The 23969-nt window shown below is 71.8% G+C and carries 23 protein-coding genes; 19 read left to right on the top strand and 4 right to left on the bottom strand.

Translation table 11 applies throughout. From position 1 onward, the window contains the following. Positions 1-3: 3 nt before the first annotated feature. Complete coding sequence (locus J2Z30_RS45290; RefSeq protein WP_044580744.1) at positions 4-954, bottom strand: SDR family NAD(P)-dependent oxidoreductase; 951 nt, start codon at positions 952-954, stop codon at positions 4-6. 161 nt (positions 955-1115) lie between these two features. Here J2Z30_RS45290 and J2Z30_RS45295 point away from each other — a divergent pair, with 161 nt between their 5' ends. From J2Z30_RS45295 to J2Z30_RS45335, 9 genes are all read left to right on the top strand, one after another. Beyond that, on the top strand, positions 1116-1700 hold the full coding sequence (locus J2Z30_RS45295) for a TetR/AcrR family transcriptional regulator (RefSeq protein ID WP_245389207.1): 585 nt from the start codon (positions 1116-1118) through the stop codon (positions 1698-1700). A 113-nt stretch (positions 1701-1813) separates the two neighbouring features. Continuing rightward, a complete protein-coding gene (locus J2Z30_RS45300) occupies positions 1814-2596 on the top strand; it encodes a DUF6182 family protein (protein WP_052701135.1) in 783 nt (260 codons plus the stop codon). Positions 2597-2797: 201 nt separating this feature from the next. Beyond that, positions 2798-3433, top strand: a complete 636-nt coding sequence (locus J2Z30_RS45305; RefSeq protein WP_044567056.1) for a hypothetical protein — start codon at positions 2798-2800, stop codon at positions 3431-3433. Beyond that, a complete protein-coding gene (locus J2Z30_RS45310; RefSeq protein WP_044567053.1) occupies positions 3426-5153 on the top strand; it encodes a GH3 family acyl-acid amido synthetase in 1728 nt (575 codons plus the stop codon). Before J2Z30_RS45305 ends, J2Z30_RS45310 begins: the two co-directional genes overlap by 8 nt. Before the next feature lie 82 nt (positions 5154-5235). Continuing rightward, complete coding sequence (locus J2Z30_RS45315) at positions 5236-6132, top strand: class I SAM-dependent methyltransferase (RefSeq protein ID WP_044567050.1); 897 nt, start codon at positions 5236-5238, stop codon at positions 6130-6132. A 2-nt stretch (positions 6133-6134) separates the two neighbouring features. Continuing rightward, positions 6135-7316, top strand: coding sequence for a hypothetical protein (locus J2Z30_RS45320; RefSeq protein WP_245389208.1), 1182 nt, complete (start codon positions 6135-6137; stop codon positions 7314-7316). 122 nt (positions 7317-7438) lie between these two features. Further along, on the top strand, positions 7439-9667 hold the full coding sequence (locus J2Z30_RS45325) for an AfsR/SARP family transcriptional regulator (RefSeq protein ID WP_063790840.1): 2229 nt from the start codon (positions 7439-7441) through the stop codon (positions 9665-9667). 35 nt (positions 9668-9702) lie between these two features. Continuing rightward, entirely contained in the window at positions 9703-10398 is a 696-nt protein-coding gene (locus tag J2Z30_RS45330) for a response regulator transcription factor (RefSeq protein WP_107073230.1), read from the top strand. Positions 10399-10403: 5 nt separating this feature from the next. After that, positions 10404-11717, top strand: coding sequence for a sensor histidine kinase (locus tag J2Z30_RS45335; RefSeq protein ID WP_078957237.1), 1314 nt, complete (start codon positions 10404-10406; stop codon positions 11715-11717). Positions 11718-11740: 23 nt separating this feature from the next. On the opposite strand, the gene J2Z30_RS45340 is transcribed toward J2Z30_RS45335, so the two are convergent. From J2Z30_RS45340 to J2Z30_RS45350, 3 genes are read right to left on the bottom strand one after another with little or no spacing between them, the layout of a single operon-like run. Beyond that, positions 11741-12610: a LysR family transcriptional regulator gene (locus J2Z30_RS45340; protein WP_209469120.1), complete on the bottom strand. Its 870-nt coding sequence runs from the start codon at positions 12608-12610 to the stop codon at positions 11741-11743. Next, complete coding sequence (locus J2Z30_RS45345) at positions 12603-14210, bottom strand: MFS transporter (protein ID WP_308280268.1); 1608 nt, start codon at positions 14208-14210, stop codon at positions 12603-12605. The genes J2Z30_RS45340 and J2Z30_RS45345 overlap by 8 nt, the downstream gene beginning before the upstream one ends. Next, on the bottom strand, positions 14207-14803 hold the full coding sequence (locus tag J2Z30_RS45350; RefSeq protein ID WP_063791053.1) for a flavodoxin family protein: 597 nt from the start codon (positions 14801-14803) through the stop codon (positions 14207-14209). Before J2Z30_RS45350 ends, J2Z30_RS45345 begins: the two co-directional genes overlap by 4 nt. Before the next feature lie 209 nt (positions 14804-15012). Here J2Z30_RS45350 and J2Z30_RS45355 point away from each other — a divergent pair, with 209 nt between their 5' ends. The 10 genes from J2Z30_RS45355 (at position 15013) to avaA7 (ending at position 23834) form a co-directional block, all read left to right on the top strand. Beyond that, positions 15013-15819, top strand: a complete 807-nt coding sequence (locus J2Z30_RS45355) for a 2-amino-3,7-dideoxy-D-threo-hept-6-ulosonate synthase (RefSeq protein ID WP_078956413.1) — start codon at positions 15013-15015, stop codon at positions 15817-15819. Further along, complete coding sequence (locus J2Z30_RS45360) at positions 15816-16853, top strand: 3-dehydroquinate synthase II family protein (RefSeq protein ID WP_044567041.1); 1038 nt, start codon at positions 15816-15818, stop codon at positions 16851-16853. Before J2Z30_RS45355 ends, J2Z30_RS45360 begins: the two co-directional genes overlap by 4 nt. Continuing rightward, complete coding sequence (locus tag J2Z30_RS45365; protein ID WP_044567039.1) at positions 16853-18238, top strand: class I adenylate-forming enzyme family protein; 1386 nt, start codon at positions 16853-16855, stop codon at positions 18236-18238. Before J2Z30_RS45360 ends, J2Z30_RS45365 begins: the two co-directional genes overlap by 1 nt. 80 nt (positions 18239-18318) lie before the next feature. Continuing rightward, positions 18319-18597 carry a phosphopantetheine-binding protein gene (locus tag J2Z30_RS45370; protein WP_020865623.1) on the top strand — a complete coding sequence of 93 codons (279 nt, stop codon included), beginning with the start codon at positions 18319-18321 and terminating at the stop codon, positions 18595-18597. Next, complete coding sequence (locus tag J2Z30_RS45375) at positions 18594-18857, top strand: phosphopantetheine-binding protein (protein ID WP_044567035.1); 264 nt, start codon at positions 18594-18596, stop codon at positions 18855-18857. Before J2Z30_RS45370 ends, J2Z30_RS45375 begins: the two co-directional genes overlap by 4 nt. Continuing rightward, a complete protein-coding gene (locus tag J2Z30_RS45380; protein WP_044567033.1) occupies positions 18847-20091 on the top strand; it encodes a beta-ketoacyl-[acyl-carrier-protein] synthase family protein in 1245 nt (414 codons plus the stop codon). Before J2Z30_RS45375 ends, J2Z30_RS45380 begins: the two co-directional genes overlap by 11 nt. Further along, complete coding sequence (locus J2Z30_RS45385; RefSeq protein ID WP_052701133.1) at positions 20088-20690, top strand: hypothetical protein; 603 nt, start codon at positions 20088-20090, stop codon at positions 20688-20690. The genes J2Z30_RS45380 and J2Z30_RS45385 overlap by 4 nt, the downstream gene beginning before the upstream one ends. Further along, complete coding sequence (gene avaA6 / locus J2Z30_RS45390; RefSeq protein WP_044567031.1) at positions 20687-22393, top strand: 3-aminoavenalumate diazotase; 1707 nt, start codon at positions 20687-20689, stop codon at positions 22391-22393. The genes J2Z30_RS45385 and avaA6 overlap by 4 nt, the downstream gene beginning before the upstream one ends. Further along, the gene (locus J2Z30_RS45395) at positions 22390-22917 is read left to right on the top strand and encodes a hypothetical protein (protein WP_044567029.1); all 528 of its coding nucleotides are present in this window, start codon (positions 22390-22392) and stop codon (positions 22915-22917) included. The genes avaA6 and J2Z30_RS45395 overlap by 4 nt, the downstream gene beginning before the upstream one ends. Next, entirely contained in the window at positions 22914-23834 is a 921-nt protein-coding gene (gene avaA7 / locus J2Z30_RS45400) for a 3-diazoavenalumate denitrifying reductase (RefSeq protein ID WP_044567028.1), read from the top strand. The genes J2Z30_RS45395 and avaA7 overlap by 4 nt, the downstream gene beginning before the upstream one ends. Positions 23835-23969: the final 135 nt, after the last annotated feature.

Below are 23969 nucleotides of genomic sequence, written 5' to 3' on the forward strand. Positions count from 1 at the left end.
GTGTCAGGCGGTGGTTGCGAGCAGGTCGCAGGAAACCTGCCACAGACGGGCCGCGTGGCGAGCGTCCAGTGCGTGGGCGGCCACTCCGCGCCGGACACCGGGCTGATGGGGTCCGGCCTCGTCGCAGTCCTCGAAGTACCGGCCGGTCACGCCCTCGGTCAGCGGGGAGGCGGCGAGCAGCACGGAGGTCGCGGCCCCCTGCTCGACGTTCTTCCAGGACACGTCGGTGCTGGTCGGATCGAACGAGGCGGGGCTGTCGGAGATGTCCCCGATGTGGCGGCCGAGCCGGGTGCTCGTGATACGGCCGGGGTTGAGGGCGTTGACGGCGATCAGATCGGATGCCCAGCGGCGGCTCGCCTCGACGGCGAACAGCACATTGGCGGTCTTGGACTGGCTGTAGGCCGCCCATGGGTCGTAGGGGTGCCGCTCGAAGTTGATGTCGTCGAAGAGCACCCCGCCGTTGACGTGGCCGACCGAGCTGACCGCGGCCACACGTGCGCCACGGGCTGCCGCCAGGGCGCCGTGCAGACCGGTGGCGAGGGTGAAGTGGCCGAGGTGATTGGTGGCGAACTGCGTCTCCCAGCCCTCCTTCGTCCGCTGAAGTGGCGAGGCCATCACACCGGCGTTGAGGACCAGGATGTGCAGCGGCCCGCGCCAAGCCGCCACGAAGGCGCGCACCGAGCTCTGGTCGGCGAGGTCGAGCAGGGCGGCGTGCACCGTTTCCGGGCCACTCGCCGGGGAGATCTCCTCGGCGGCCCGCCCACCCGCCGCCAGGTCGCGGACGCCGATGGTGACCTCGGCACCGGCGGCGGCCAGGACGCGTGCGGTCTCGCGTCCGATGCCGGAGGCCGCTCCGGTGACGAGGGCGTGTTTGCCGGTGAGGTCGACGCCGTCCAGCACCTCGGCGGCGGTCGTCCGGGCCCCGAAGGGGGTGGTGATGAGGTGGTCGGTCATGTCGAGCTCCAGGGAGATGGTGGCATGGGGGGCGAGCGCGCGGCCGGTGGCGCGGTGGCGGTGGGCCGTCGTACGCTCGTATCCGGAACGGGTTCCGGTTCGCTTCTCGACGGTAAGCGGAACCGGTTCCGGTTGCAAGTGGTGGCGAGAGGGGACCCGGATTGACCGGCATCGAGGGGAACGCGGCGCGGCACCGGAGGCCGCTGCGCGCCGACGCGCAACGCAACGAGGACCGGCTGCTGGAGACGGCGGCGGCCGTGTTCGCCCGTGAGGGAGCGGGGGCCTCGGTCAAGGACATCGCCCGCGAGGCCGGTGTCGGCGTCGGCACGCTCTACCGCCGGTTCCCGTCCAGGGAACTCCTGGTCGAGGCGGTCTACCGGCAGGAAGTGCGGCGCCTGTGCGAGGCGGCGCCGCACCTCGCCGCCACACTGCCACCGGTGGACGCGCTGCGGACCTGGATGGAGCGCTTCATCGACTTCATGGCCGCCAAGGGCGGGATGGCCGACGCGCTGAGAGTGGTGCTGACCGACGACAGCGAGCGGCTGCAGACCCGGGGTCTGCTCGCCGAGGCGATCGATCACCTGCTGTCGTCCGGGGAGGGCCGGCCGGCGGCGCGGCCTGAGGCCGACGCCCAGGACGTGCTGATGGCCCTCGGCGGGATCAGCCTCATGGCCTTGGGCGAGGACCGGCGCGACCTGGCCACCCGGCTCATCGACCTGCTCCTGCGCGGCGTCGTGAGGAGCTGACACGGTCCGCGCTATCGGGACGATAGAGGTCCTCTGAACACTCGGTGGACCCACACCGGATGGTCAGAGGAATGGCGCCATCGCGACGGTCCCGCGCCAGAGAGAAGTTGCGTATGTTTACCCAACAGTTTCTCCAGACCCAGCTCGCCTCCAGGATCCGCGTCGCACACACGGGGCGGGACCCGGAGGCGCTGGACGCCCGGCCGCTCACCGCGGAACGGATGGCGGAGATCGCCGCGGAGGCCGCGTCGGCGACGACGACCGTGACCGTCGTACTGCGCCGGTTCGAACCCCGGATCTACGCGGAATCGGTGCTGGGCTATGCCCTGAGCCTTCCCGACACCCTGCGCGAGGCATGGCTCCGGGCCTACACCAGGACCGTGTTCCTCACCGGAAATCCGGCGAACCTCGCCACCCGATTCGACTTCCACCACATCAGCCGGGACGGCTCCATGGCGTGGACGGCGCCCGACGACTCGGGGGAGCGGTCGCCACTTCGCCGGCTGCTCAGACTCTTCCCCACGGCGGAGCCGCCGGCCCTCCCCGCCCGGCTGGAGGTGCCCGCGGCGGTCCCCCCGCCGGAGGGCGACGCTCACGCACCGGTCCGCCGGGCACGGCTGTACGCCGTCACGACGCGGGTGTCCCTGGCCGCCTACCTCGTCCACGTCCACCATGTTCTCGCCGAGGCCGTCATCACGAAGCTGATCGACGAGCACACGGAACTGGCGATCCACCACGTACCCCAACTCGACCCGTCGGACGGCCCCTTCGACATGCTCCGGGTCGTCCCCGACACGGATGCGGACACCTCCGGTGACGGTCCGGAGACCGCCGGCCCCGGCCGGCTGCGCGCCTGCGCGGGACTCTCGGTCAGCGGCGGAGTCCGGGTTTCCTGACCTACGCCCATGACCGGTGAACCCGCCCCGTGACGTGTCGCCGCCGACGACGCTATCGAGGCGATACATCGCGCTCGGATACTCGGTGAATCCAGGTGGACGAGCGAAGGAAGAGCAGATGCCCGAAACGCGTACGGCCCGCGCGCTGCCTCCCGAAGCGGGCCCGGAACCCGGCACCGCCGCCGAGGGGAGGCCCGCCGGGTGAGGCTGCGATCAACGGTCCTGCTGGGGCCCGACTACTCCGGGAAGTCCTCGGTGCTGGAGCGCCTCGCCGAGCGGGGGACCTGGACGGTCGTCTCGTACGACGAGGCGCTGCTGGACCCGGTGTACTCGCTCATCGGCAGGGTGCGCGACGAATTCCTCACCGAGGCGCTGCGGGCGCCCGCGGGACGTTACTCCTCGGATCTCTTTCTCACCCTGGTGCAGATCGCGGCGGTGCATCTGCGCGACCGGGTGGCGGACGCCCCGCCGGACCGACCGGTGATCGTGGACTCCTACCACTACAAACTCCTGGCCAAGTGCTCCCTCCTCGGCTACGACAACCCGTCGCTGCTCTCCTGGTGGCGGTCCTTCCCGCCGCCCGACCAGGTCGTCTACCTCGATGTGGAGCCCGCCGTCGCCTGGGAGCGAAGCGGCTGGGGAGCGGACGCGAATCCGATGGAGCACTACGGCGAGAAGCCCACCGAGGAGTCGTTCACGCGCTTTCAGGCCGATCTGGGCGATGTGCTGAGGAAAGAGCTGGCCGGGCTGAACGTCATCAACCTCGGCCGGTCCGATGGTGTCGAGGAGTCCGTGGATCTCGTGGAGAAGGCTGTGAGGAACGGTGCACATGGCTGAGGCGGCGGAGATGGCCGACGCGGCGGGCGGAACGTTCTCCGCCTACCGGAGCAGGGTGCTCGGCGAGCGTGACCGGCTGTTGGCCGCGCTGGACAACGCGCGGGAATCCCAGGACGACGCGCTGCGCGGCATGCTGCGCGAGAACGCGGACACCGAGTTCGGGAAGGCGCACGGCTTCTCCCGCTGCGGCGGCGTGGACGAGTACCGCGCGGCGGTCCCCATCGCCGACTACGCCTCGCTCGCCCCCTGGATCGAGTCGGCCGCCGCCGGGCGACGACACGTGCTCAGCGCGGATCCCGCCGTGGTCTTCTTCAAGAGCAGCGGCAGCACCGGGGACAGCAAACAGATCCCGATCACCCGGCAGTTCATGCGCACGTCCTTCTTTCCCTTCTACTACGCGGCGTGGGCCAACTTCGTCGAGCACTTCCCGGAGGCCGTCCACCGGGCGGACGCCACGCTCAACCTCAAACACGACCCGGCCCCCGCGGTCGGCACCACCCGTTCCGGGCAGCCGCATCTGGGCGCCAGCCAGGTCGACTTCGGCCAGGCGTTCGGCGAGCCCCTCGCGGCGGAGCCGGGCAGCCGGGCCCCCTGGAGCACCCTGCCCGACTTCGTGGACCCCGCGGACCACCTGCAGCGCGGCTATGTGCGGCTGCGCGCCGCGATCGAGCATGATGTGCGGTGTGTCATCGGTATCAACCCGGCCATGGTCGCCGCGGTGCCGCACCAACTCGTCCAGTGGTGGCCCCGGTTGGTCAAGGATCTGCACGACGGCACGGTCGACGGGCACCCCGGCGGCATCCCCGACCCCGGCCGCGCCCGACTGCTGGAGAGGTCGGCGGAGCGCGCGGGAGGGCTGCTGCCCACGCATGTCTGGCCCCGGATGCAACTGCTGTTCTGCTGGACCACCGGCCTGGCCTCGCTCTATCTGCCGCGGCTGCGGGAGGCGTTCGGGCCCCGGGTCACCGCGCTGCCCGCCCCGGTGGCGGCGTCGGAAGGCTTCGTGGCCGTCGCCCTCGACCGCCATCTGACCGCCGGATCACCGGCGATCACCGGCGGGCTGCTCGAATTCGTCGACGCCGACGAGGACCTCCGGCCCGACTCCGCCACTCAGCTGTTCCACGAGCTGGAGACCGGTCGTGAGTACCACGCCGTCATCAGCCACGTCGGCGGCCTGTACCGGTACGCGCTCGGTGATGTGGTGCGGGTGGTCGACCGGGTCGGGGACATCCCGCGGGTCGAGTACGCCGGCCGGCGCACCCTCTCGGACGCCGTCGGCGAGCGGCTGCGCGAGGCCCATGTGGTGACCGCCCTGCGCACGGCGCTCACGTCCACCGGGCTCGAGGTGCGCAACGCCACCTGCCGGGTCGTCGGCGCCCCGGCGACCCGGCCCGGCGGGGATCCCGCGGGCGCGGGACCGGCACAGGGCGCCGTGCGGCCGCGGTACGCCTTCGCACTGGAGCCGTTCCTTCCCTGGTCGGACCGGGAGACCGCGGCCTTGGGACGTGCGGTCGACGCGGCGCTGAGCGCCGCCGCCCCCGGCTACCGGTCGGCGCGTGGGACGGGCCGGCTGGACGCCCCCGAGATCCACCGCGTGGCGCCGGACGCCTTCGCCCGCGACTGGCAGCACAGGGTCGCCGCCGGAACTCGTCCGGCCCAGGTCAAGGACCGGGTCTTCCAGCACGACGACGCCGCCTGGCAGCGCCTGCTCGGCAGCTGAGGCGCTCTGCGGCCACGTGTCCGGCCCTCGCCCTTCCCCCCCCTCGCATCCCCTCGCATCCCCTCGTACAAGGAGCACCCACGTGGCACCACTCGACGCGATCGCTCGGACGTCCCTGCTGACGGCGGCGCTGCGCGCCAAGGAGACCGAGCGTCCGGACCGGCTCTACGAGGACCCCTTGGCCGCCCGCCTCGTGGGCGCCCTCGGAGGCGATCTGCTCGGCCAGGTCGCCGATGCGAGCGGGCCCCGCCACACCGATCCCGGACAGGGCGATCCCGGACACGACGTTCCCGGGCAGAAGGTGCCGAGCACCGTCGACTTCAACGCGATCCGGACCCGGTACTTCGACGACTATCTGCTCACCCAGGTGACGGACGGCGGATATCCCCAGGTGGTCATGGTGGCCGCGGGCATGGACACCCGTGCCTACCGGCTGCCCTGGACCCGGCCGGTCGAGCTCTTCGAACTCGACCGGCCGGGCGTCCTGGAGGCGAAGGAGTCGGCCCTCGGCGACGAGCCGGTGCGGCAGCGGGTCACCAGACGTCCGATCGGCGTCGACCTGCTCGGCCCGGACTGGACGGACGCCCTCGTCACGGCCGGCTACCGTCCGGAAGAGCCCTCCCTGTGGTTGCTGGAAGGACTGCTGTACTACCTCACCGACGACGAGGCCCGGCAGCTTCTCTCCCGTGTCGCGGACCTGGCCGCCCCCGGCAGCCGGATAGCCGCGGACATGGTCAGCGCCACCACCCTCACCGCCCCCGCCGTCGCGCCGCTGCTCGAGGTCTTCGAGCGCCAGGGCTGCCCCTGGCTGTCCGGGCACGACGAGCCGGAGGCGCTCTTCGCCGAGTACGGCATCGAGGCGGAAGCGGTGCAGCCGGGCGAGGAATCCGCGCACTACGGACGGTGGCCCGACCCCGTCCACCCGCGCCATGTCCCGGACGTCGAGCGGGTGTTCCTCGTCCACGGCGTGCGGAAGTGAACATGGCCGCCCCCCAACGGCCCGCCGCCGGGCCGCACGACGGCACCGGCCCGGCGGCGGCGGACGGTTCCCCGCGCCGCCCCAGGGTGCTGATCGCCCCGGTCACCGTGACCCCCACCAAGGCGCTGGGCCTCAGCCACCTCAAGGGTCTGCTGTGGGTGGACGTCATGTACCGCGCCACCCGATCGCTGACCGATACCGACTACCTCTACAACCACACAGCCTTCAACATCACTCGCCAGACCGCGGGCTTCTGGGAGTACCTGGACCGCGCCTGCCCGGACATCGACCCGTCCCGGTGCACGGAGGACGATGTCGGCCGGGTCTACACCGCCTTTCAGGCGCAGCCGTCGCCGCCACCGGACGAGGCGCTTCAGCCGTACGTCCGCGCGGTCGAGGAGACCGGCTGGACGCATCCGGTGAGCCGGCGCGTCCTGGAGATCTGGCGTGGCCACTACGACTGGCTGGGGCTGTACGACCCGGGCATCACCCGGGCCATGCCGCCCAGGACGGGGCTCGAGGAGGTGGTCGAGTATCTCGCCAAGCGCGGTCTGTGCCTGGACGCCCGCCGCGACGGAGGCCCGGTCTATCTCGATGCCACCGCCCAGGGCCTGCCCCTGCGCGCTGTCACCTCGGCCACCGGGCACCCCAACTACCTGGGCTGCGCGCTGCGTGACCTGGTGCCGATGCTGGAGCAGTACGACGAGATCGTTCTCGTTCACGACCGCGAGCTGACGGAGGACTACATCCTCCTGCAGAAGATCTTCGGCGCGCTCGGCGCCGACACCCATCGCCTCGGTCTCAGCAGAGTGCCGCTCGACGGCATCGTGCGCTCCAGCCGTCATGGCGTCGACCACCGGCACACGGTCGCCGGGCTCGCGGACGAGCTCGGCACTTGCGGATCCACGGACGCCGTCCGGCTCGGGACGCGCCTGTACTTCATCGCGGCTCTCGGCAACGGCGGCGGTCAGTCGTTCCGCATGGACCTGCTGCGCGAATTCGTCGGCCGCGCCGGGAAACTGCTCGCCAGGGACGACGCGCCCGACGCACCGGACGTGGCGGCGTTTCTGCGGCGGAACACCGGCGGCCGGGCCTTCGTCGACGCCTACCGCCTCACCTCCGCGCTCCTCGGAAGACATCGTCGAGTTCCCCTGAAGGCACTCACCTCCTCTCTCCACGGCTGAAATCCCTGACCCAGGACACTAGGTTTTCTGCCGGTGTTTTGGTTTGAGTCATGGTTTAGCCTCATTGAGGCCACGCTGCGAAGAGCGTGGTGAGGTCTACTCGACGTCCGAATGAGGTAGTTGTGGACTTCGCGCTTCTCGGTCCTCTCGTCATCAACGCCGAGGGCTGTCAGTTGACCGTTCCGGCGGCGCGGCAGCGCGTTCTCCTTGCCGCGCTGTTGCTCAACGCCAACCGTGTCGTGTCCGCCGACCGCCTCTCACACTTTCTGTGGGACGGATTTCCGCCGTCCAGTGCCTCGGCCACTCTGCGCACCTATGTGATGCGGCTGAGACAGGTGCTCGGCCGGCAGGTGGCCGGGCGGATCGTGACCCGTTCTCCGGGATATCTCATCGAACTGGACGAGTACGAAAGCGATCTCGGCCGGTTCGCCGCCCACCGTCGGGCCGGCGAATCCGCCATCGCCTCCGGCGACCTGTCCACCGGCGCCGATGAACTGAACCGGGCCCTGTCGCTGTGGCGGGATGAACCACTGCTGGACATCCCCTCGTCCACCCTGTGCGACGTCGAGGTGCGCCACCTTCAGGAGCTGCGCAGGCAGACCGTGGCCAAGCGGATCGATGTCGAGCTGGAACTCGGCCGGCACCACGGCATGCTTCCCGAACTGTGGCGGCTGGTCCTGCAGAACCCGCTGGACGAACCGATGGCGGCCCGCCTGATGCTGGCCCTGTCCCGCTCGGGGCAGCAGGCCGAGGCCCTCCAGGTCTTCCAGCGCAGCCGAGCCCTGCTGATCGACCAGTTGGGCGCCGAACCCGGGCCCGAGCTGAGACGCATGCAGCAGCGGGTGCTGAGGGACGACGGGCCGCGGCCCTCCGCCGGGCACGAGAAGCGCGTGACCGCCGCCCGGCCCTCCCGGAACCGGCCGCGGCCGGCCCAGCTGCCGGTCGCTCCCACGGCCTTCGCCGGACGGGCCGACCAGGCCGCGGTGCTCCGTTCCCTGGTGTGCTCCCCGGCGTCGGACCCCGGCAGCGCGGTGATCGTGGCCCTCACCGGCGGGCCCGGCGTCGGCAAAAGCGCCCTGGCCCTGCACCTGGCCCATGGCCTGCGCGACACATTCGAGGACGGCCAGCTCTTCGCCGAACTGCGGGACGCGAACGGCCGGCCGGCCTCTCCCGCCGACGTACTGGCCCGGTTCCTGACGGATCTGGGGCTGCGTCGTTCGGCTGTTCCCCAGGGCCTGGCCGAACGGGTGTACCTGTACCGGTCGTTGATCGCCGACCGAAGGATGCTCGTCGTCCTCGACGACGCCCATGACGCCGCCCAGGTCCGCAGCCTGATCCCGGGAAGCGGCGGCAGCCGGCTGATCATCACCAGCCGCGGCCATCTCGCGGATCTGGAGGGGGCGTACACCTTCACGGTGAGGCCGCTCCCCGAGGACGCCTCACTGGAGTTGCTGGGCGGCGTCGTCGGTCATCGGCGGGTGCGGGAGGAGCCGTTCGCGGCCCGGCGCATAGCGTCCGTCTGCGCCGGGCTGCCGCTGGCGCTCCGCATAGCCGGTGCGCGCTGTCTGGCCCGGGAGCAGTGGTCGCTCGACGACATGGCCGAACGGCTCACCTCATCCGGCCGATTACTCGACGAGTTACGTGTCGGCGATCTCACCGTGGGCACCGGTCTGCGCTCCCAGTACGCCGCGCTGCGCGCCCACTCCGCCCACCTCGGCCCTCCGGCGGGCCCGGTCCCCGACGCCGCCTTCCGCGCCCTGGGTGTCCTGGGCGCCGCCGATGTCACCCCCGAGCCGGTGGCGGTCATGCTGAACTGCCGGGTCCACCAGGCCCAGGACACCCTGGAACGGCTGGTCGACGCCCGGTTGCTGACCTCCCCGAGCCCCGGCCGGTACCACCTCAACGACCTGGTGCGGGCGCTGGCCCGGGAGGTGGCCGAGGCCGAGGAGCCGGTCGGCCGTGCCGTCCTCCGCGAGCTGCTGACCTGGTACGGCCGGGCCTGCGAGCGGATCAACCCCGGTCCGCGGCACGGCGCCCGGATGCCGTCGTCGCACACCGGCTGCCCGCTCCCCGCCCTCGACGGCGATGAGTCAGCCGCGCGCTGGCTGGCCCGGCAGCGGGACTCCATCGTGGGCGCGGTGCTCGCGGGGCGGCGCCGCGGGGCGGGCCACACGGCCGACCTGCTTGTCGCGGCCTTCGCCGATCTGAGGTCCGTCGAAGACCTTCTCCCTGGTCTGGAAGCTGTTCTCGACAGCATCCTGAGCCGCGTCGGTGCCCGGTCCGCACCCGCGACGCGCGTATTTCCCGAGAGCCGTTTCCGGCGCCTTCACGACCCTGTTTCGCACCCCTGACGTCGTACCGACGCGGATTGGGTCAAGATGTGCGAATGATCTATCCAGCCGATATAGACCGGTCGACTGCGGATCAGACACGGCTGTTATTGGTCGAGGACGACCGGGAAACCGCAGACATGCTGGTCGAATTGTTCAGCTCAGAGGGTTACGACGTCGATGTGGCATTCGATGGCCAACGGGGGCTTCATCTCGCTCTGGGACGACGACATCAGGTGATGGTCATCGACCGGATGCTTCCGGGCATCGAGGGCCTGGACCTGGTGAAACGATTACGAAGGGTCGGTGTCACCACCCGGGTGCTGGTGCTGACCGCGCTGGGCGCACTCGACGAGCGTGTCACCGGCCTCGACTCCGGCGCGGACGACTATCTGGTCAAGCCCTTCGAAGTGGACGAACTGCTGGCGAGGGTGCGGGCGCTGCACCGGCGCGACCTCGTCGACGCCGAAGTCCTTCCGCTCGGCGACGGAGAGCTGGACCTCCGGCGCCGCGAGGTGCGCCTGGCCGACGGCACGGGCGTCGAACTCTCCTTGCGGGAATTCGGACTGCTCCACGTGCTCGCCGAAGGCCCCAGGACCGTGCACGAGCGCGCACATCTCCGTGAGCGTGTCTTCCCCGACACCTCGGCGGAGTCCATCGTCGACACCTATGTCTACTATCTGCGGCGGAAACTGGGCCGCGACGTCGTCCGCACCGTGCGGGGACGCGGCTACCAGCTGGGGGCCCTGTGAACGCGATGCCGATCCGTCTTCCGCGCCGCCCGGCGCGGAGCCCCGAGCAGCGCAGGCTCGCCGCCGCCCAGTGGACGATCACCTGGCGGATCTCGCTGGTGATGTCGGTGATCATGCTGATCGTCGGGGGCATCGTCTACACCGTCGTACTGTTCGCCCAGCGCGCCGACGCGGAGCGGGAAACCCAGTGGGGCATCGACCACAACACCGTCGAGAGTCCGCCGGTCTGTGTGTGGATGACCGTGGAGCGGGACGGAGCGGTCAGCAGCACCCCCGGCACCCCCGCCGGACTGCCCGTGAGATCCAGCCTGGCCGCGGTCCGCGCGGGCGCTCCTCCGGTGCTGGAACGGGTGGAGCGAGGCGGTGAGCAGTACACGGTGCGCACCGCCCGGCGTGGCTCGGAGCTCGTCCAGGCGGCGTACGGGGAACGGTTCCAGCGCGCCGACCGCAACCATCTGCTGCTCGCCTTCGCGGCGGCCGAGGCGGTCGGTCTGCTGCTCGTCGCGGCCGCCAGCGGCATGCTCGCGCGACGGTCCATGGAGCCGCTCTCCGAGGCGCTGGACCGGCAGCGGCGGTTCGTCGCGGACGCCAGCCATGAACTGCGCACCCCGCTGACCCAGCTGCACACCCGCGCCCAGCTGCTGGCCCGGCGCTGCGGCTCGGAGACCCCCCAGCAGCTGTCCACCGACCTGCAGCGGCTGGTGACCGGCACCCGGCAGCTCGGTGACGTCATCGACGACCTGCTGCTGTCCGCGCGGCTGTCCCAGTCGCCGGGATCCCGCGATCCGGTCGACCTGACCGCGCTCGCCGAGGAGGCGGTCTCCGCCGAGGACGTCCGGGCCCAGGAGATGGGGCTGGCGGTGCGGCTGCGGCCGGGGCCGGGGCGGCATGTGGTGGTGGGCACCGGGCCGGCCCTGCGCCGGGTGATCGCCGCGCTGGTCGACAACGCGATGGGGCACACCCCGCCCGGCGGAGAGGTGACGGTGTCCGTGGACACCCCGCTTCCCGGCATCGTGTCGCTGTCCGTACGCGACACCGGAGTGGGGTTCGCACCGGAGGAGGCCGCGCGCCTCTTCGAGCGGTTCGCCAGGGGTTCCGCAGGGCGCGGCAGACGGTTCGGGCTCGGACTGGCGCTGGCCCGCGAGGTGGTCGAAAGCCATGGGGGGCGGATCACCGCCGAGGGGCGGCCGGGGCACGGTGCGCTGTTCACCGTGGAGCTGCCGGCGGCGCGGGTGGTGGGGGAGACGGTGCCGCGGGAGCGGACGATCGCGTCGTGCCTCTCCGTCGGAGGCAGACGGCCCGACGTTCCCGGGGGCTGAGCCGGCCGGATCCGCGGCCGGGCTCACGAGGCGTACGGCCGGCGCCAGTCGAGCGCGCCGCCGTCGAGATCCTCGGCGAGCCCGGCAAGCGGCGACTCGGCGTCCCACACCAGCCGTGTCCGGCGCCACAGCCGGCCGTTCGCCAGCCGCTTCAACGAGACCCCCGGGCAGTGGTCGCCCGGTGCGAAGAAGGCCCCGATCGCGTTCCCCGCGCTCACGATGGCCGCCGCGGTCGTCTGGTCGGCGCCGAAGTAGCGGAACCGGGGGGTGAACCCCGCACGCTCGCAGGCGATCCTCAGACTCAGGCCGAGACCGTCGGAGCGGTCGCCGGGCGCGACCCAGGTGTCCTCGGCCAACTCCTCGAGGGTGATCAGCTGTCGGTGGGCCAGCCGGTGGCCGGGGGAGAGCCCGATCAGCACCGGCTCGGTGTCGAGGTCGCGGACGGCGAACTCGCGGACCGCGGGCGGCACGACGTCCGGGAACTCGCTGATGACCGCGAGCGCGATCTTCTCGGTGCGCAGCAGCTCCAGCACGGCCTGGGACGAGGGCTCCAGATAGGTCAGCTGCTCATGGTGCGGCAGCCGCTCCCGGACGAGCGCGGCGATCAGAGGCACCCAGGGGTTGTCCACTCCGCCCAGCCCGACGGCCCGCGGCGGCTCGGCCGGCTGGGCCAGTGCCCGCGCCGTGGAGAGCAGATCGCCGAACTCGTCGAGCAACTGCCTGGCCCTCCCCAGCACATGGACGCCGAGCTCGGTCGGCACCACGCCGTTCGGGCGGCGGCGGAACAGCGGCCCGCCGAATTCCTGCTCGATGCGTCTGAGCTGTGTGGACAGGCCGGATTGGGCGATCTTCAAGGTGGCGGCCGCATGGCTGATGCTGCCCGATTCAGCCACGGTGAGCACGATTCGAAGATGGCGCAGCCCCATATCCACTTCCTGCCTCCGTCATTGATGGTCGCGGCCGGAAATATCCGATGACGAGGACGGCACCGGCCAGGGACAGCAGCGCCGTCCACGCGGCGGTGACGTACATGGCGTGCAGATAGGCCCGGTCCGCCGCGGCGAGGAGCTCGGGCCGGTTCAGCGACCTCGCCACCGCCCGAGCGGCCTCCGCGGAGTCCAGGGCCCGGCCCCGGGGCCCGGGAGGCAGCTCGGTGAGCGCGGGCCGGACGGCCCCGCGATAGGCGGTGGCGAGGACCGAGCCGAGCACCGCGACCCCGAGCGTGCTGCCCACCGGCCGGGCCGCGGCGTTGATCGCCGCGCCGGCCCCGGTGTACCGCGGTGGCAGGGCGGCCATCATCTCCGCCGTCATCGGCGCGACCACCAGCCCGACACCCGCGCCTTGCGCGAACAGCGTCCCGGCGATCCAGACCACCGGGGTGTCGGCGTCGAAGAGCAGATAGCCGCCGAAGGTGGCGCTCGACAGGAGTATCCCGGCGACCGCGCACCAGCGGACGGTCAGCAGCCGGGACAGCGCGGGGGAGACCTGGTTGCCGAGGACGATGCCGCCCGCGGCGGCCGACATCACGGCCCCGGCGGCCAGCGCCGACAGTCCGTGCACCCCCTGCAGATAGAAGGCGCAGTAGAAGAGCTGCCCCGCCAGGCCGAAGAAGAGCAGCAGCAGGGTCACGCTGCCGCCCGCGAAGCGCGCCTCGGTGAACAGGCGCACATCGAAGCCCGGTACCGCCCGGCGGTGCTGCGACACCACGAACGCCGCCAGCAGGACGAGGCCGAGCGCCACCGGCAGCAGTGTGGCCGGGCTCGTCCAGCCGGAGGGGCGGCCGCCCCGGATGACGCCGTACACCACAAGGCCCAGCCCCAGTACGGAGAGCGCCAGGCCAAGCGGGTCGAGCACCCTGCGCTCGCCGTAGCGCAGCTCGGGCACCAGGAGAGCCGTGCCGGCCAGGCACACCGCCACCACCGGAAGGTTGACCAGGAACACCGAGCCCCACCAGAACCGGGTCAGCAGCGCACCGCCGACCACCGGTCCGAGCGCGACGGCGGCGCCGCCCGCGGAGGCCCAGACCGCGATCGCCCGGGTCCGGTCGGCCGGCGCGGTGCCGCGGGTGACGATCGCCAGCGTCGCCGGTGTGATCAGCGCCCCGCCCGCGCCCATGAAACCGCGGGTGACGATCAGTTCCGTGGCCCCGTCCGAGAACGCGGCCAGTGAGGAGGCACCGGCCAGCAGCACCAGCCCGGCGACCAGGGTGCGGCGCGGTCCGTAGCGGTCGGCGAGAGCGCCACCGGCGAAGCTGCCCGCGGCGAAGACCAGCGAATACGAGGCGTTGGCCCACGCCAGGTCCGCCGCGCTCGCCCCGAGCCCGTGGACCGGATCGGCGAGGGTTTCCATCGCCACGTTGAGGACCGTGTTGTCCAGCAGGACCAGCGTCTGCGCCAGGACCGCCACGGCCACGGTCCACCACTGCCGGGCGGGGGCCACCACGGCACGGCCCTCGTCCCCGGCCGCGGCCGACGCGGCGGGCCGGTGGCTCACGACTCCAGCGCTCGTCTGCCCGCGACGACGGTGCGGGTGAGCTCCGCGACCCGGTGCCCGAGATGTTCCGCGGTGGCGAGGTCGGACTTGTGCACCGTCCCCGTTCTGTCGTCCACGGGGGACTGCGCGGCGGCGCCCTGGTGGAAACCGAGCCGGTTCAGGTCGAACTCGCTGCCGGAGGAGGAGTTCCAGCCGGGGGCCAGTCCGAGGCTGACCCAGAGCATGCCGTGCTGTGCGGCGAAGGTGGCGAAATAGCCCAGGGTGCCGGCCTTGTCTCCCGCCATCGAGCCGGAGTTGGTGAATCCCGCGGCCAGCTTGTCCTGCCAGCGGCGGGTGAGCCAGCGCCTGGCGCTCGCCTCCGCGAAGGTGTGGAAGGCCGATGAGGCCGTGCCCATATAGGTCGGGGCACCGAAGACGATCGCGTCGGCGTCGTCGAGCCGATGCCAGTCCTGATCGGTGATCCGGTCGACCTGGACGGATGTGACCTCGGTGTGCGGAACCCGGCTGGCGCCGGTTCGTACGGCCTCACCCAGCCTGGCGGTGTGACCACGTCCGCCGTGACAGGCGATCGAGATGCGAACCGGGTCGGTCAAGGCGGTCAAACCAGCCTCCTGGAAAACGCGGTTTCGGCTCCGGCGGAATAGCCGTCGGACAGCCTGTCAGAGCAATCTCAGAAATTCCTCAGAGCCGCATAACCGCAGAGTTATGGAGATTCGATATCCGCTCGCTATTGCATAGCCGTGCCATTCTGTCTCCGCAATCCTCTGCGTGGTTCGCCCCTTGGGAGAGGTGTGCCTGGCACATGACCGATATTGGTAAATCATTCCGGATGCGGAGGCTCTCGGTCGCGGGGGACGGAAGATTTCTTTTCGTCCCGCTCGACCACAGTGTGTCCGATGGGCCGGTGGTGTCCCAGGCCCGCTGGAACGGGCTGCTCCGGGCACTGGTGGACGGCGGCGCGGACGCGGTCGTCGTCCACAAGGGCCGGGCGCGGGCGATCGCACCGGACATCCTGCGCCACTGCGCCCTGGTCGTTCACTTGAGCGCGGGAACCGTGCACGCGGCCGACACCGACGCCAAAGTGCTCGTCGGCGACGTCGAAGAGGCCGTACGGCTGGGCGCGGACGCGGTGAGCGTGCATGTGAACCTCGGCTCGGACACCGAGCACCGGCAACTGGGGGATCTCGGGACCGTCGCGGCCTCGTGCGACCTCTGGAACATGCCGCTGCTCGCGATGATCTACCCGAGGGGGCCGCGGATCGCCGATCCGCACGACCCGGCGCTGCTCGCCCATGCCGTGAACATCGCCGCGGATCTCGGCGCCGACCTCGTGAAGACCTCGATCGCCCTGCCGATGGAGCGGATGGCCGAGGTGGTGAACAGCTGTCCGCTGCCGATCCTTGCGGCGGGCGGTCCGCCCGACGGCTCGGACCTGGTCAGCCATGGGACCTCGTTGATGCTCGCGGGCTGCCGGGGCCTCGCGGTGGGCCGCCGGATCTTCTCCTCGCCCTCACCCTCCTCGCTGGTGGCACGGCTCGCCGCCGTCGTGCACGCCGCCGAAGCCGGAACGGCCCCCCACCCCTCGACGATCGCGACAGGAGCCGCATGAAGTTCGCATGGATCGACCTCCGCACCGTTCCGCAGGCCCGGCTCGAGTCCGTCGTGGACGCCGCCATCCACACCCGGATGCAGGGTGTGCTCTGCGATGACGAATCCGTCCTCAAGGCGCTGCCCCCCACCGTCACCGCCGTCACCACCGCGGCGGTGACCGAGGAGCAGCAGCTGTACGGCCTCGACGCCGACGCGGCCTGGGTCGATGTGCACGACGAACCGTCGCTGCGGCTGGCGTGCGCCGCCGCGGTCGCGCTGCCCCACACCGTGGTCCGCTTCGCCGACCCGACCAAGATCCCCCTGGAGATCGTGCTCGCCGCCGCGGACCGCTCCGCCGGAAAGCTGATCACCGTCTGCGCGGACCTGGACGAGGCCGCCACCGTGCTGGACGTGCTCGAACGCGGTTCGGACGGAGTCCTGTTGGCTCCCTCCGACGCCGCCGAGGTGTTCGCGCTGGCCCGGCTGCTGGAGGCCGGAACCTCCCCGCTGGAGCTGACCACGCTGACCGTCGACCGCATCGAGCACCACGGGCTCGGCGACCGGGTGTGCGTGGACACCTGCACCCACTTCGCCGAGGACGAGGGCATCCTGGTCGGCTCGTACTCGACCGGCTTCATCCTGTGCTGCAGTGAGACCCATCCGCTGCCGTACATGCCGACCCGTCCGTTCCGGGTCAACGCCGGCGCCCTGCACTCCTATGTGCTCGGCCCGGAGAACCGGACCAACTACCTGAGCGAGCTGGGCTCGGGCAGCACGACCCTGGCCGTCAACTCCGAGGGCCGGACCCGGCCGGTCACGGTCGGCCGGGCCAAGCTGGAGTCCCGTCCGCTGCTGACCATCACCGCGCGGGCAGCCGACGACACCGTGGTGAGCCTGACCGTCCAGGACGACTGGCATGTGCGGGTGCTCGGGCCCGGCGGCAAGGTCCACAACGTCACCGAGCTGCGGCGCGGCGACGAGCTGCTCGGCTACCTGGCCACGGACCAGCGTCATGTGGGCTTCCCCATCGGCGAGTTCTGCAAGGAACACTGATGAGCGCACCGATGCGGGAGCTCCTCGACACGCTGTTCGACGCCCATCCCGACGAGCTGCCCTACCTCGTCCATGGCGACCACCCGGTGAGCCGTGGCGAGGTCCGGGCCGCCGTGGACATGGAGGCGGCGGTCTTCGCCGGGCACGGGATCGGCGAGGGGCATACGGTGATGCTCCAGAGCCCGCCGAGCTGCACCCAGATAGAGGTGCTGCTCGCGCTGTGGCGGCTGGGCGCCCAGGTGATGCTCGTCGACCACCGGCTCAAACCGTCCGAGGTGGACGCCCTGCGCTCGCTGTGCCACCCGCAGTTCCTGGTCGGCGCGGGTACGGCGGGCCGCTCACCGCTCAAGTTCGAGCCCAGGTACGAGGTGGTCACCTCCCGGTACCCGGACGGTCGCCCGGCGACGACCGAGCACCGGCTGGTGCAGTTCAGCTCGGGTTCCACCGGGCTGCCCAAGGTGATCGGGCGGACCGCGGCCTCCCTGTCGGCCGAGATCGAGCGGTTCACCCGGATCGAGGGGATGCCGGTCCTGGGCGAGCGGGTGCTGCTGCTGAGCTCGACCGCGCACAGTTTCGGCCTGATCGCCGGGGTGCTGCACTCCCTCGCCGCGGGAGTCTCGGCGGTCTTCGCGCCACGGGTGTCGGCCAAGGACATCCTCGGCGCCGCCGGGCGCCACGACATCCACGTGATCTTCGGCACCCCGTTCCACTACGAACTGCTGAGCACCGCCCGGGATCTGCCCGCCCTGCCCGCCCTGCGCGCGGCGGTCTCCGGTGGGGAGATCATGCCGCCGCAGACCGCCGCGCGATTCGCCGAACGGTTCGGCACCGGGGTCGGCGAGTCGTACGGGACCACCGAGACGGGCGTCATCGCGATGGAGGTGAGCGGCGCCTCACGGCCCTCGGTCGGCCGGGCGGCGCCCGGTGTGCTCTTGAGGATCCGCGAGGGCGAGCTGGACGTCCGGCTGCCGGACGGCTCACCGTATCTGCACGCCTCCGGCGGCGACCGGTTCGCCGACGGCTGGCTGCGCACCCATGACCGGGCCGAGCTGGATCCCTCCGGCGCCGTGCGGCTGCTGGGCCGTGGCGACTCCCTGGTGGTGATCGGCGGCCTCAAGGTCGACCTGACCGAGGTGGAGACCGTACTGCGCCGGCACCCCGGGGTCAGCGGGGCCGTGGTCGTGCACGACGGTGCCACCGAAGCCTATGTCTCGGTCGCGGCGGACGGCCCCTCGGCGGGGGAGTTGCTGCGCTGGTGCCGGGACCGGCTGGCCGACTACAAGGTGCCCCGCGGCGTCCACGTCCTGGCGGATCTGCCCCGCACGTCCAACGGCAAGCTGATCAGGCGCCGCGATGCCCTGCTCGCCCGCGCTCCCGACCTCTGACCCGGCTGACCGCCCCTTGCCGACCAGCCCTCGCCGACCACCCCGCATCGACCCCCTGTGGCACAGAAAGGTTGCGCACCATGGAGACGCAGACGGCCTTGCAGAAGGAGATCCGCGATTTCGTGCTCAGCACGATCAGCGAGGAGATGAACCATCCGCTCGCCGCGGACGAGATCAGCGATGACAGCCCCATGGGCACCGGTGGAATCGACATCGACTCACTGGGCCTGATCGAGCTGCTCCTCCGCCTGGAGCGCCGGTTCGACGTGAAGTTCCCCGACAGCGACATCGAGCAGGCCGGCGCGATGAACCTGGGCGACCTGATCAACGATGTCGTGGAGCGGGGCGCCACGGCATGACCGCGGAATCCGAAGCCCGGCCGAGGATCACCACCGACGCCGTCCGGGAACTGCTGTCCGACCCCAAGATCTTCGCCGATCTGCCGCCCGTCCTGGACGACGACGCCGAACTCGCCCTGGACTCGCTGGGGCTGGTGTGGTTCCTGCACCAACTGGAGCTGCGCTACGGCCTGGAGATCGAGCCGGCCGACGCGTTCCTTGCGGAATTCACCTCAATACGCCGGATCACCGACTATCTGGCGGGCGTTCATGGACCGTGAGGTGCTGCTGACCGGATTCGGGGTGCGCACGGCCTTCGGTACCGGGGCGGACGCCGTGCGGGAGGGCGTGTTCGACGGGCGGCCCGCGTTCGCGCCGATCACCCGCTTCGACACCGGCCCGTACCGAACGGGCCTGGCCGCCACCGGCGGCCAGGCCGCCCCGCTGCGGGAGGTGCTGGCGGAGGTCGCCGGGGCGGCGGTCGCCATGGCCGCGCTGCCGACGGGTGCCGAGGCCGCCGTCCTGGTCGGGACCGCGGGCGACTTCACCGGCCTGACCCGTTTCTGGCGCGCCGCGGACGCACCCGGCGCACCCGGCGCACCTGGCGCTCCCGGGTCTTCCGGGCCTTCCGGGACTTCCGGGTCACCCGGTTCTCCTGGTTCTCCCGGTCCCGGTTCTCCCGGCGCCGTGGACTCCGGCGGTGCCGCGGAGACCGTGCCCGCGTGGCAGGCCGAGACCCTCGCGGACACCCTCGGCCTGCGCGGCCCCCGCCTGGCGTTCACCAGCGCGTGCGTCGCTTCGGCCACCGCGATCACACACGCCTGCGGGCTCATCGCCTCCGGCCGGGCCGACACCGCGATCTGCGCCGGGGCGTATCTGGTGGAGGAGGAGAACCTGGCCAAGTTCGACTCGGGATTCGCCCTTTCCCGGGACGGGATGGTACGTCCGTTCTGCGCCGACCGCAGCGGTCTGCTGCTCGGGGACGGGGCCGCCGCCGTCGTGCTCGAATCCGCCGAGAGCGCCCGGCGCCGGGGAGCGCGCGCTCTCGGCGCGCTGACCGGCTGGGGCGCCGCAGGCGACGCCCACCACATCGCCCGGCCCCATCCGGAAGGCGCCGGGCTGGCCATGGCCGCCGGCCGGGCCCTGCGGCGTGCGGGCGGCCCGCGGATCGACTATGTGAACGCGCATGGCACCGCCACCCGGTACAACGACCCCGCCGAGACCCGGGGCCTGCGCACGCTCTTCGGCGCGGCGGCCGCCCGGACGCCGGTGAGCTCGACGAAGAGCACCACGGGACATCTGCTGGAGGCGTCCGGAGCCGTGGAACTCGTGATCACCCTGCTCGCGCTGCGGGACGGGGTGCTGCCGCCCACCGCCGGGTTCACCGAACCGGATCCGCACTGCGACCTCGACTATGTGCCCAACCGCCCCCACAAGGCCGAGCTCCGGCGTGCCCTCACCGTCAACGCCGCGTTCGGCGGCGCCAACACCGCGCTGGTACTGGAGCGAGCATGATCGCCGCGATGTCCGGCCCCTCCGCGCCGCCGGTCGCCGGTTTCGTGGAGTCCGCCTTCAACCCGATGGTGTACCAGGCCGTCGAGCGATGCCTGACCGCCCGGCCGGGCGACGGCTCCAGGACCGCCATGGTCCTGGCCAGCACGATGGGGGACGCCGCCACCCTCGACCTCGGCAGCCGTCTGCTCGTGGCCGGGCAGGTGCACAATCCGCTGCTGTTCATGCAGTCCACCGCCAACGCGGTCCTGGGGCAGCTCAGCCGGGAGTTCGCCATCACCGGGCCGCTGCTCTGCCTGTCCACCGTGGCGGACCCGGCCGGTGAGCTGCTGGCCGCCGCGGAACTGCTGCTGGAGGACGGGGAGCTGGACCGCGTCGTGCTGATCGGGGTCGAGCTGACCGGCTCCGAGCGCACCACGGCGGCGTACCGCGAGCTTCGTACCGGCCCGCCTGCCGCGGACCTGGCCGTGGCCATCGTGCTGGACCGGGGCGATCCGGTCCCGCGCCCGCCGTCCGACATCCCGCCCGCCCCCTCGGGGGAGTACGGCACCCTTCGCGGCCTGGTCGAGCTGGCCGCCCGAATCCAAGGAACCACACCATGATCACCAAGCAGGAACGCGCGCGGATCAGCGAGGACGCCGCCCTGGGGGCCGGGAATGTGATCCACCGGCTGAAGGCGTACGGCAGATCGCTCGACGAGCAGGTCCTGTGGACCGACGCCACCTGGCAGGCCCCGGACGGCGGCCACCCCGAGGTACTGACCCTGGGAGAGCTGCACGAGGCCGTGGAGATCTACGCGGGCTGGTACCACGCACAGGGTGTCGGGCCCCGCGACCCGGTGGCGATCCAGACCTGGTCCAGCACCGAGTTCGCCATCAACTTCCTCGCCCTCACCTCCCTGGGCGCGATCCCCTCCTTCGTCAACGGCAACCTCCGCCCGGAGGTCGCCCGCGAGTATGTGCGGCGCCAGGGCGCGGTCGGCGCCATCACCGACCAGGCCCACCACGCCGTCCTGGCCCGCGACCGGGCCGAACTGGGCCTCGGCTTCTGCGTCACGGCGGCCGACATCCGCGCGGAACACCGCGAGCCCCTCCCCGCGGCCTACCCGTACGCCCACCACGCCACCGACCCGATCATCATCTCCCACTCCTCGGGCACCACCGGCATGCCCAAGGCCGTACCGCACACCCACGAAACCCTGCTGTACGCGCAGTTGCACCGGCTGAAGCTGTCGGTCGGCTCCGCGATGGGCAGGCTGCTGGTCGCGCTGCCCGGCTCGCACAACGCCGCCATCTCGGTCATGCTGTTCGGCTTCCTGCTCCGCTCGCCCGTCCGCATGCTGTCCAGCCAGCGAGGGGTCGACGTCCTCGACGCCATGGAGTCGTTCCGCCCCACCACGGTGTTCGCGTTCTCCGGAACCTACGGGGAGATGGCCGCCCAGGATCTCTCCGCGCGCGATCTGTCCAGCGTGGAGGCGTGGTACAACACCGGGGACGCGGCGCACGAGACCCATATCAAAGCGCTGATCGAGCAGGGCAGCCATGAGACGGTCGGCCGGGACCTGAAGCGCCGCCGGGTCTCCGGATCCGTCTTCACCGACGGACTCGGCTCCTCCGAGACCGGCTACTCGCTCTTCCACAACGGACACAGTCCCGGCAAGTCGTCGTTCTCCCGCTGCGTCGGCAAACCGATGAGCTTCGCCGAGGCGGCGGTGCTCTCCGAGGACGGCACACCGCTGCCGCCCGGCGAGATCGGCCGCCTCGGTGTGCGCTCACCCACGCTCACCCCCGGATACTGGAACGACTCGCTGACCTTCCACCGGCTGCGGCTCGGTGGCTACTGGCTCACCGGCGATCTGTCCTATCGGGACGAGGAAGGAAACTTCTACCATCTGGACCGCGCGCCGGACGCGATCCGCACCCCCGCGGGCATCGTGTTCAGCACCCGCACCGAGGAGTTGCTGCTGCGCGAGTTGCCCGAGCTCGAGGACTGCACGGTGGTGGCGGTCGCGCCCGAGGGCGTACGCGCGGACTGGGACGGCGACGGGGCCGCCGACGCCTACGCCCTGCTGCAGGTGCGCGCGGACGTGGCGGACGTGGGGGACGCGGACCGGGACGACGCCCGATGGACGGCCGACGTCAACCGGGTGCTGGCCGCCGAAGGCTTCCCGCAACTGACCGGAGCGCTCCGGATGGACGCGAGCGAGGTGGTGAAGGGAGCCACCGGCAAGGTGCTCAAGCGGGAGATGCGCGAGCGGTTCCGGGCCCGGGTGGCCGACGGCGAGCTGGACGGGAAGGTGCGATGACCGCGCTCGACCATACGAGCCCCGGTACGGGCCCCCGGCCGAGGACCATGGACGTGTACCGGCAGTGGTGGCTGCACGACGCGCGCTGGTACCAGGGCGTGGCGAAGAGGTTCGGACACGACGTGGCGAACGAGGTCAACGCCGAGGCGCTGCGGTATGTGGCCGTCCAGGTGGGCAAGCGGATCCGCCGCCAGTTCGGCGGGAAGCCGGCCGCCGACCTCGAGGAACTCCGCCGCCGGTACGACGCCTGCTCCGAGTGGATGTTCCCGAACGAACTGCGCGACGGCGGCACCGCGGTGCTCCCGGACGGCGACATCGAGCTCACCATGCGGCAGAACTTCGCCGTGACCATGGTCCGGATGGCCGGTTCGCTCGACGGCTACGAATGCCCGTGCACCGACATCCACGCCGGCTGGTCGGAGGGGCTCGGGGTCGAACTCACCCGTAACTGCGCCACCGCGTGTCTGCGGGACGGCGATCCCGCGTGCCGCCTGCTGATGCGGGCCCAGGGAGGCGCGACATGACGGCTCGGGTCCTTGTCGCCGGGGCCACCGGAGTGATCGGCCGGGTGCTGATCCCGCTGCTCAGCGCCCGCGGCCACCATGTGACCGCGCTGGTACGGGAGCCGTCCGGGGCGGCCGGGCTGGGCCCGGACGGCATCGTGGTGGCCGACGCGCTGGACGCCGAGGCGGTGCGCGCGGCGGTGCGCTCGGCCCGGCCCGAGGTGGTGGTGCATCAGCTGACCGCGCTGCGCGGGCCCACCGCGGAGGGCCTGGAGCGCACCGCCCGGCTGCGCACCGAAGGCACCGCACATCTGATCGCGGCGGCAGAGGCGGCCGGTGCGCGGCGGATGGTGGCCCAGAGCATCGCGTTCGCCACGGCGCCCCGCGGCGGGCCGGTGCTCACCGAGGACGCGCCGCTCCATATCGACGCACCGGATCCGGGCTGGGCGATCACCGCCCACGCGATCAGCGAACTGGAGCGCCGGGTACTGGGCGCCGCGAACCTCTCCGGCATCGTCCTGCGCTACGGGACCCTGTACGGGCCGGGCACCCTCTACCACCGAGACGGTGCGATCCGCGGCGCGGTGGCACGCGGCAGGCTGCCACTGCCCGAGCCCGCCACCGGCGTCACCTCGTTCCTCCACGTCGAGGACGCCGCACGGGCCGCGGTCCGTGCCGTCGAGGCGGATACCGACGGTGTGTTCAACGTGGCCGATGACGACCCGGCGGAGGCCGCGGTCTGGCTGCCCGAGTACGCCCGGCTGCTCGGAGCACCCCCGCCGCGTACGGTGCCGACGCCACTGGCCGAGCGGCTGCTGGGCTGGCTCACCGCCCACCAGCTGACCGCCATGCGCGGCGCGTCCAACGACCGCATACGGCAGGCGCTCGACTGGAAACCCTCGATACCCAGCTGGCGGCCCGGACTGGCCGCCGACTGACCGGGCGCGGGCGGGGCCCCCCCCCGGCCCCGCCCCGCCCCGGGGGGGGAACCCCCGCCCGCCGTGCCGCGGCGACCACCCCCCCCCGGTTAGGGGCCCGCACCGCCGCCGCGAACAGGGGGACCCGCCGGTGGG

Source organism: Streptomyces iranensis (assembly GCF_017874715.1).
GTDB lineage: Bacteria > Actinomycetota > Actinomycetes > Streptomycetales > Streptomycetaceae > Streptomyces > Streptomyces iranensis.

Excerpts from the sequence above, each read along its gene's own strand:
- J2Z30_RS45310 (WP_044567053.1), top strand. The coding sequence starts at position 3,426 with ATGGCTGAGGCGGCGGAGATGGCCGACGCGGCGGGCGGAACGTTCTCC.
- J2Z30_RS45380 (WP_044567033.1), top strand. The coding sequence starts at position 18,847 with ATGGACCGTGAGGTGCTGCTGACCGGATTCGGGGTGCGCACGGCCTTC.
- J2Z30_RS45320 (WP_245389208.1), top strand. The coding sequence starts at position 6,135 with ATGGCCGCCCCCCAACGGCCCGCCGCCGGGCCGCACGACGGCACCGGC.
- avaA7 (WP_044567028.1), top strand. The coding sequence starts at position 22,914 with ATGACGGCTCGGGTCCTTGTCGCCGGGGCCACCGGAGTGATCGGCCGG.
- J2Z30_RS45375 (WP_044567035.1), top strand. The coding sequence starts at position 18,594 with ATGACCGCGGAATCCGAAGCCCGGCCGAGGATCACCACCGACGCCGTC.
- J2Z30_RS45300 (WP_052701135.1), top strand. The coding sequence starts at position 1,814 with ATGTTTACCCAACAGTTTCTCCAGACCCAGCTCGCCTCCAGGATCCGC.
- J2Z30_RS45335 (WP_078957237.1), top strand. The coding sequence starts at position 10,404 with ATGCCGATCCGTCTTCCGCGCCGCCCGGCGCGGAGCCCCGAGCAGCGC.
- J2Z30_RS45290 (WP_044580744.1), bottom strand. The coding sequence starts at position 954 with ATGACCGACCACCTCATCACCACCCCCTTCGGGGCCCGGACGACCGCC.
- J2Z30_RS45355 (WP_078956413.1), top strand. The coding sequence starts at position 15,013 with ATGACCGATATTGGTAAATCATTCCGGATGCGGAGGCTCTCGGTCGCG.
- avaA6 (WP_044567031.1), top strand. The coding sequence starts at position 20,687 with ATGATCACCAAGCAGGAACGCGCGCGGATCAGCGAGGACGCCGCCCTG.
- J2Z30_RS45360 (WP_044567041.1), top strand. The coding sequence starts at position 15,816 with ATGAAGTTCGCATGGATCGACCTCCGCACCGTTCCGCAGGCCCGGCTC.
- J2Z30_RS45395 (WP_044567029.1), top strand. The coding sequence starts at position 22,390 with ATGACCGCGCTCGACCATACGAGCCCCGGTACGGGCCCCCGGCCGAGG.
- J2Z30_RS45370 (WP_020865623.1), top strand. The coding sequence starts at position 18,319 with ATGGAGACGCAGACGGCCTTGCAGAAGGAGATCCGCGATTTCGTGCTC.
- J2Z30_RS45385 (WP_052701133.1), top strand. The coding sequence starts at position 20,088 with ATGATCGCCGCGATGTCCGGCCCCTCCGCGCCGCCGGTCGCCGGTTTC.
- J2Z30_RS45330 (WP_107073230.1), top strand. The coding sequence starts at position 9,703 with ATGATCTATCCAGCCGATATAGACCGGTCGACTGCGGATCAGACACGG.
- J2Z30_RS45365 (WP_044567039.1), top strand. The coding sequence starts at position 16,853 with ATGAGCGCACCGATGCGGGAGCTCCTCGACACGCTGTTCGACGCCCAT.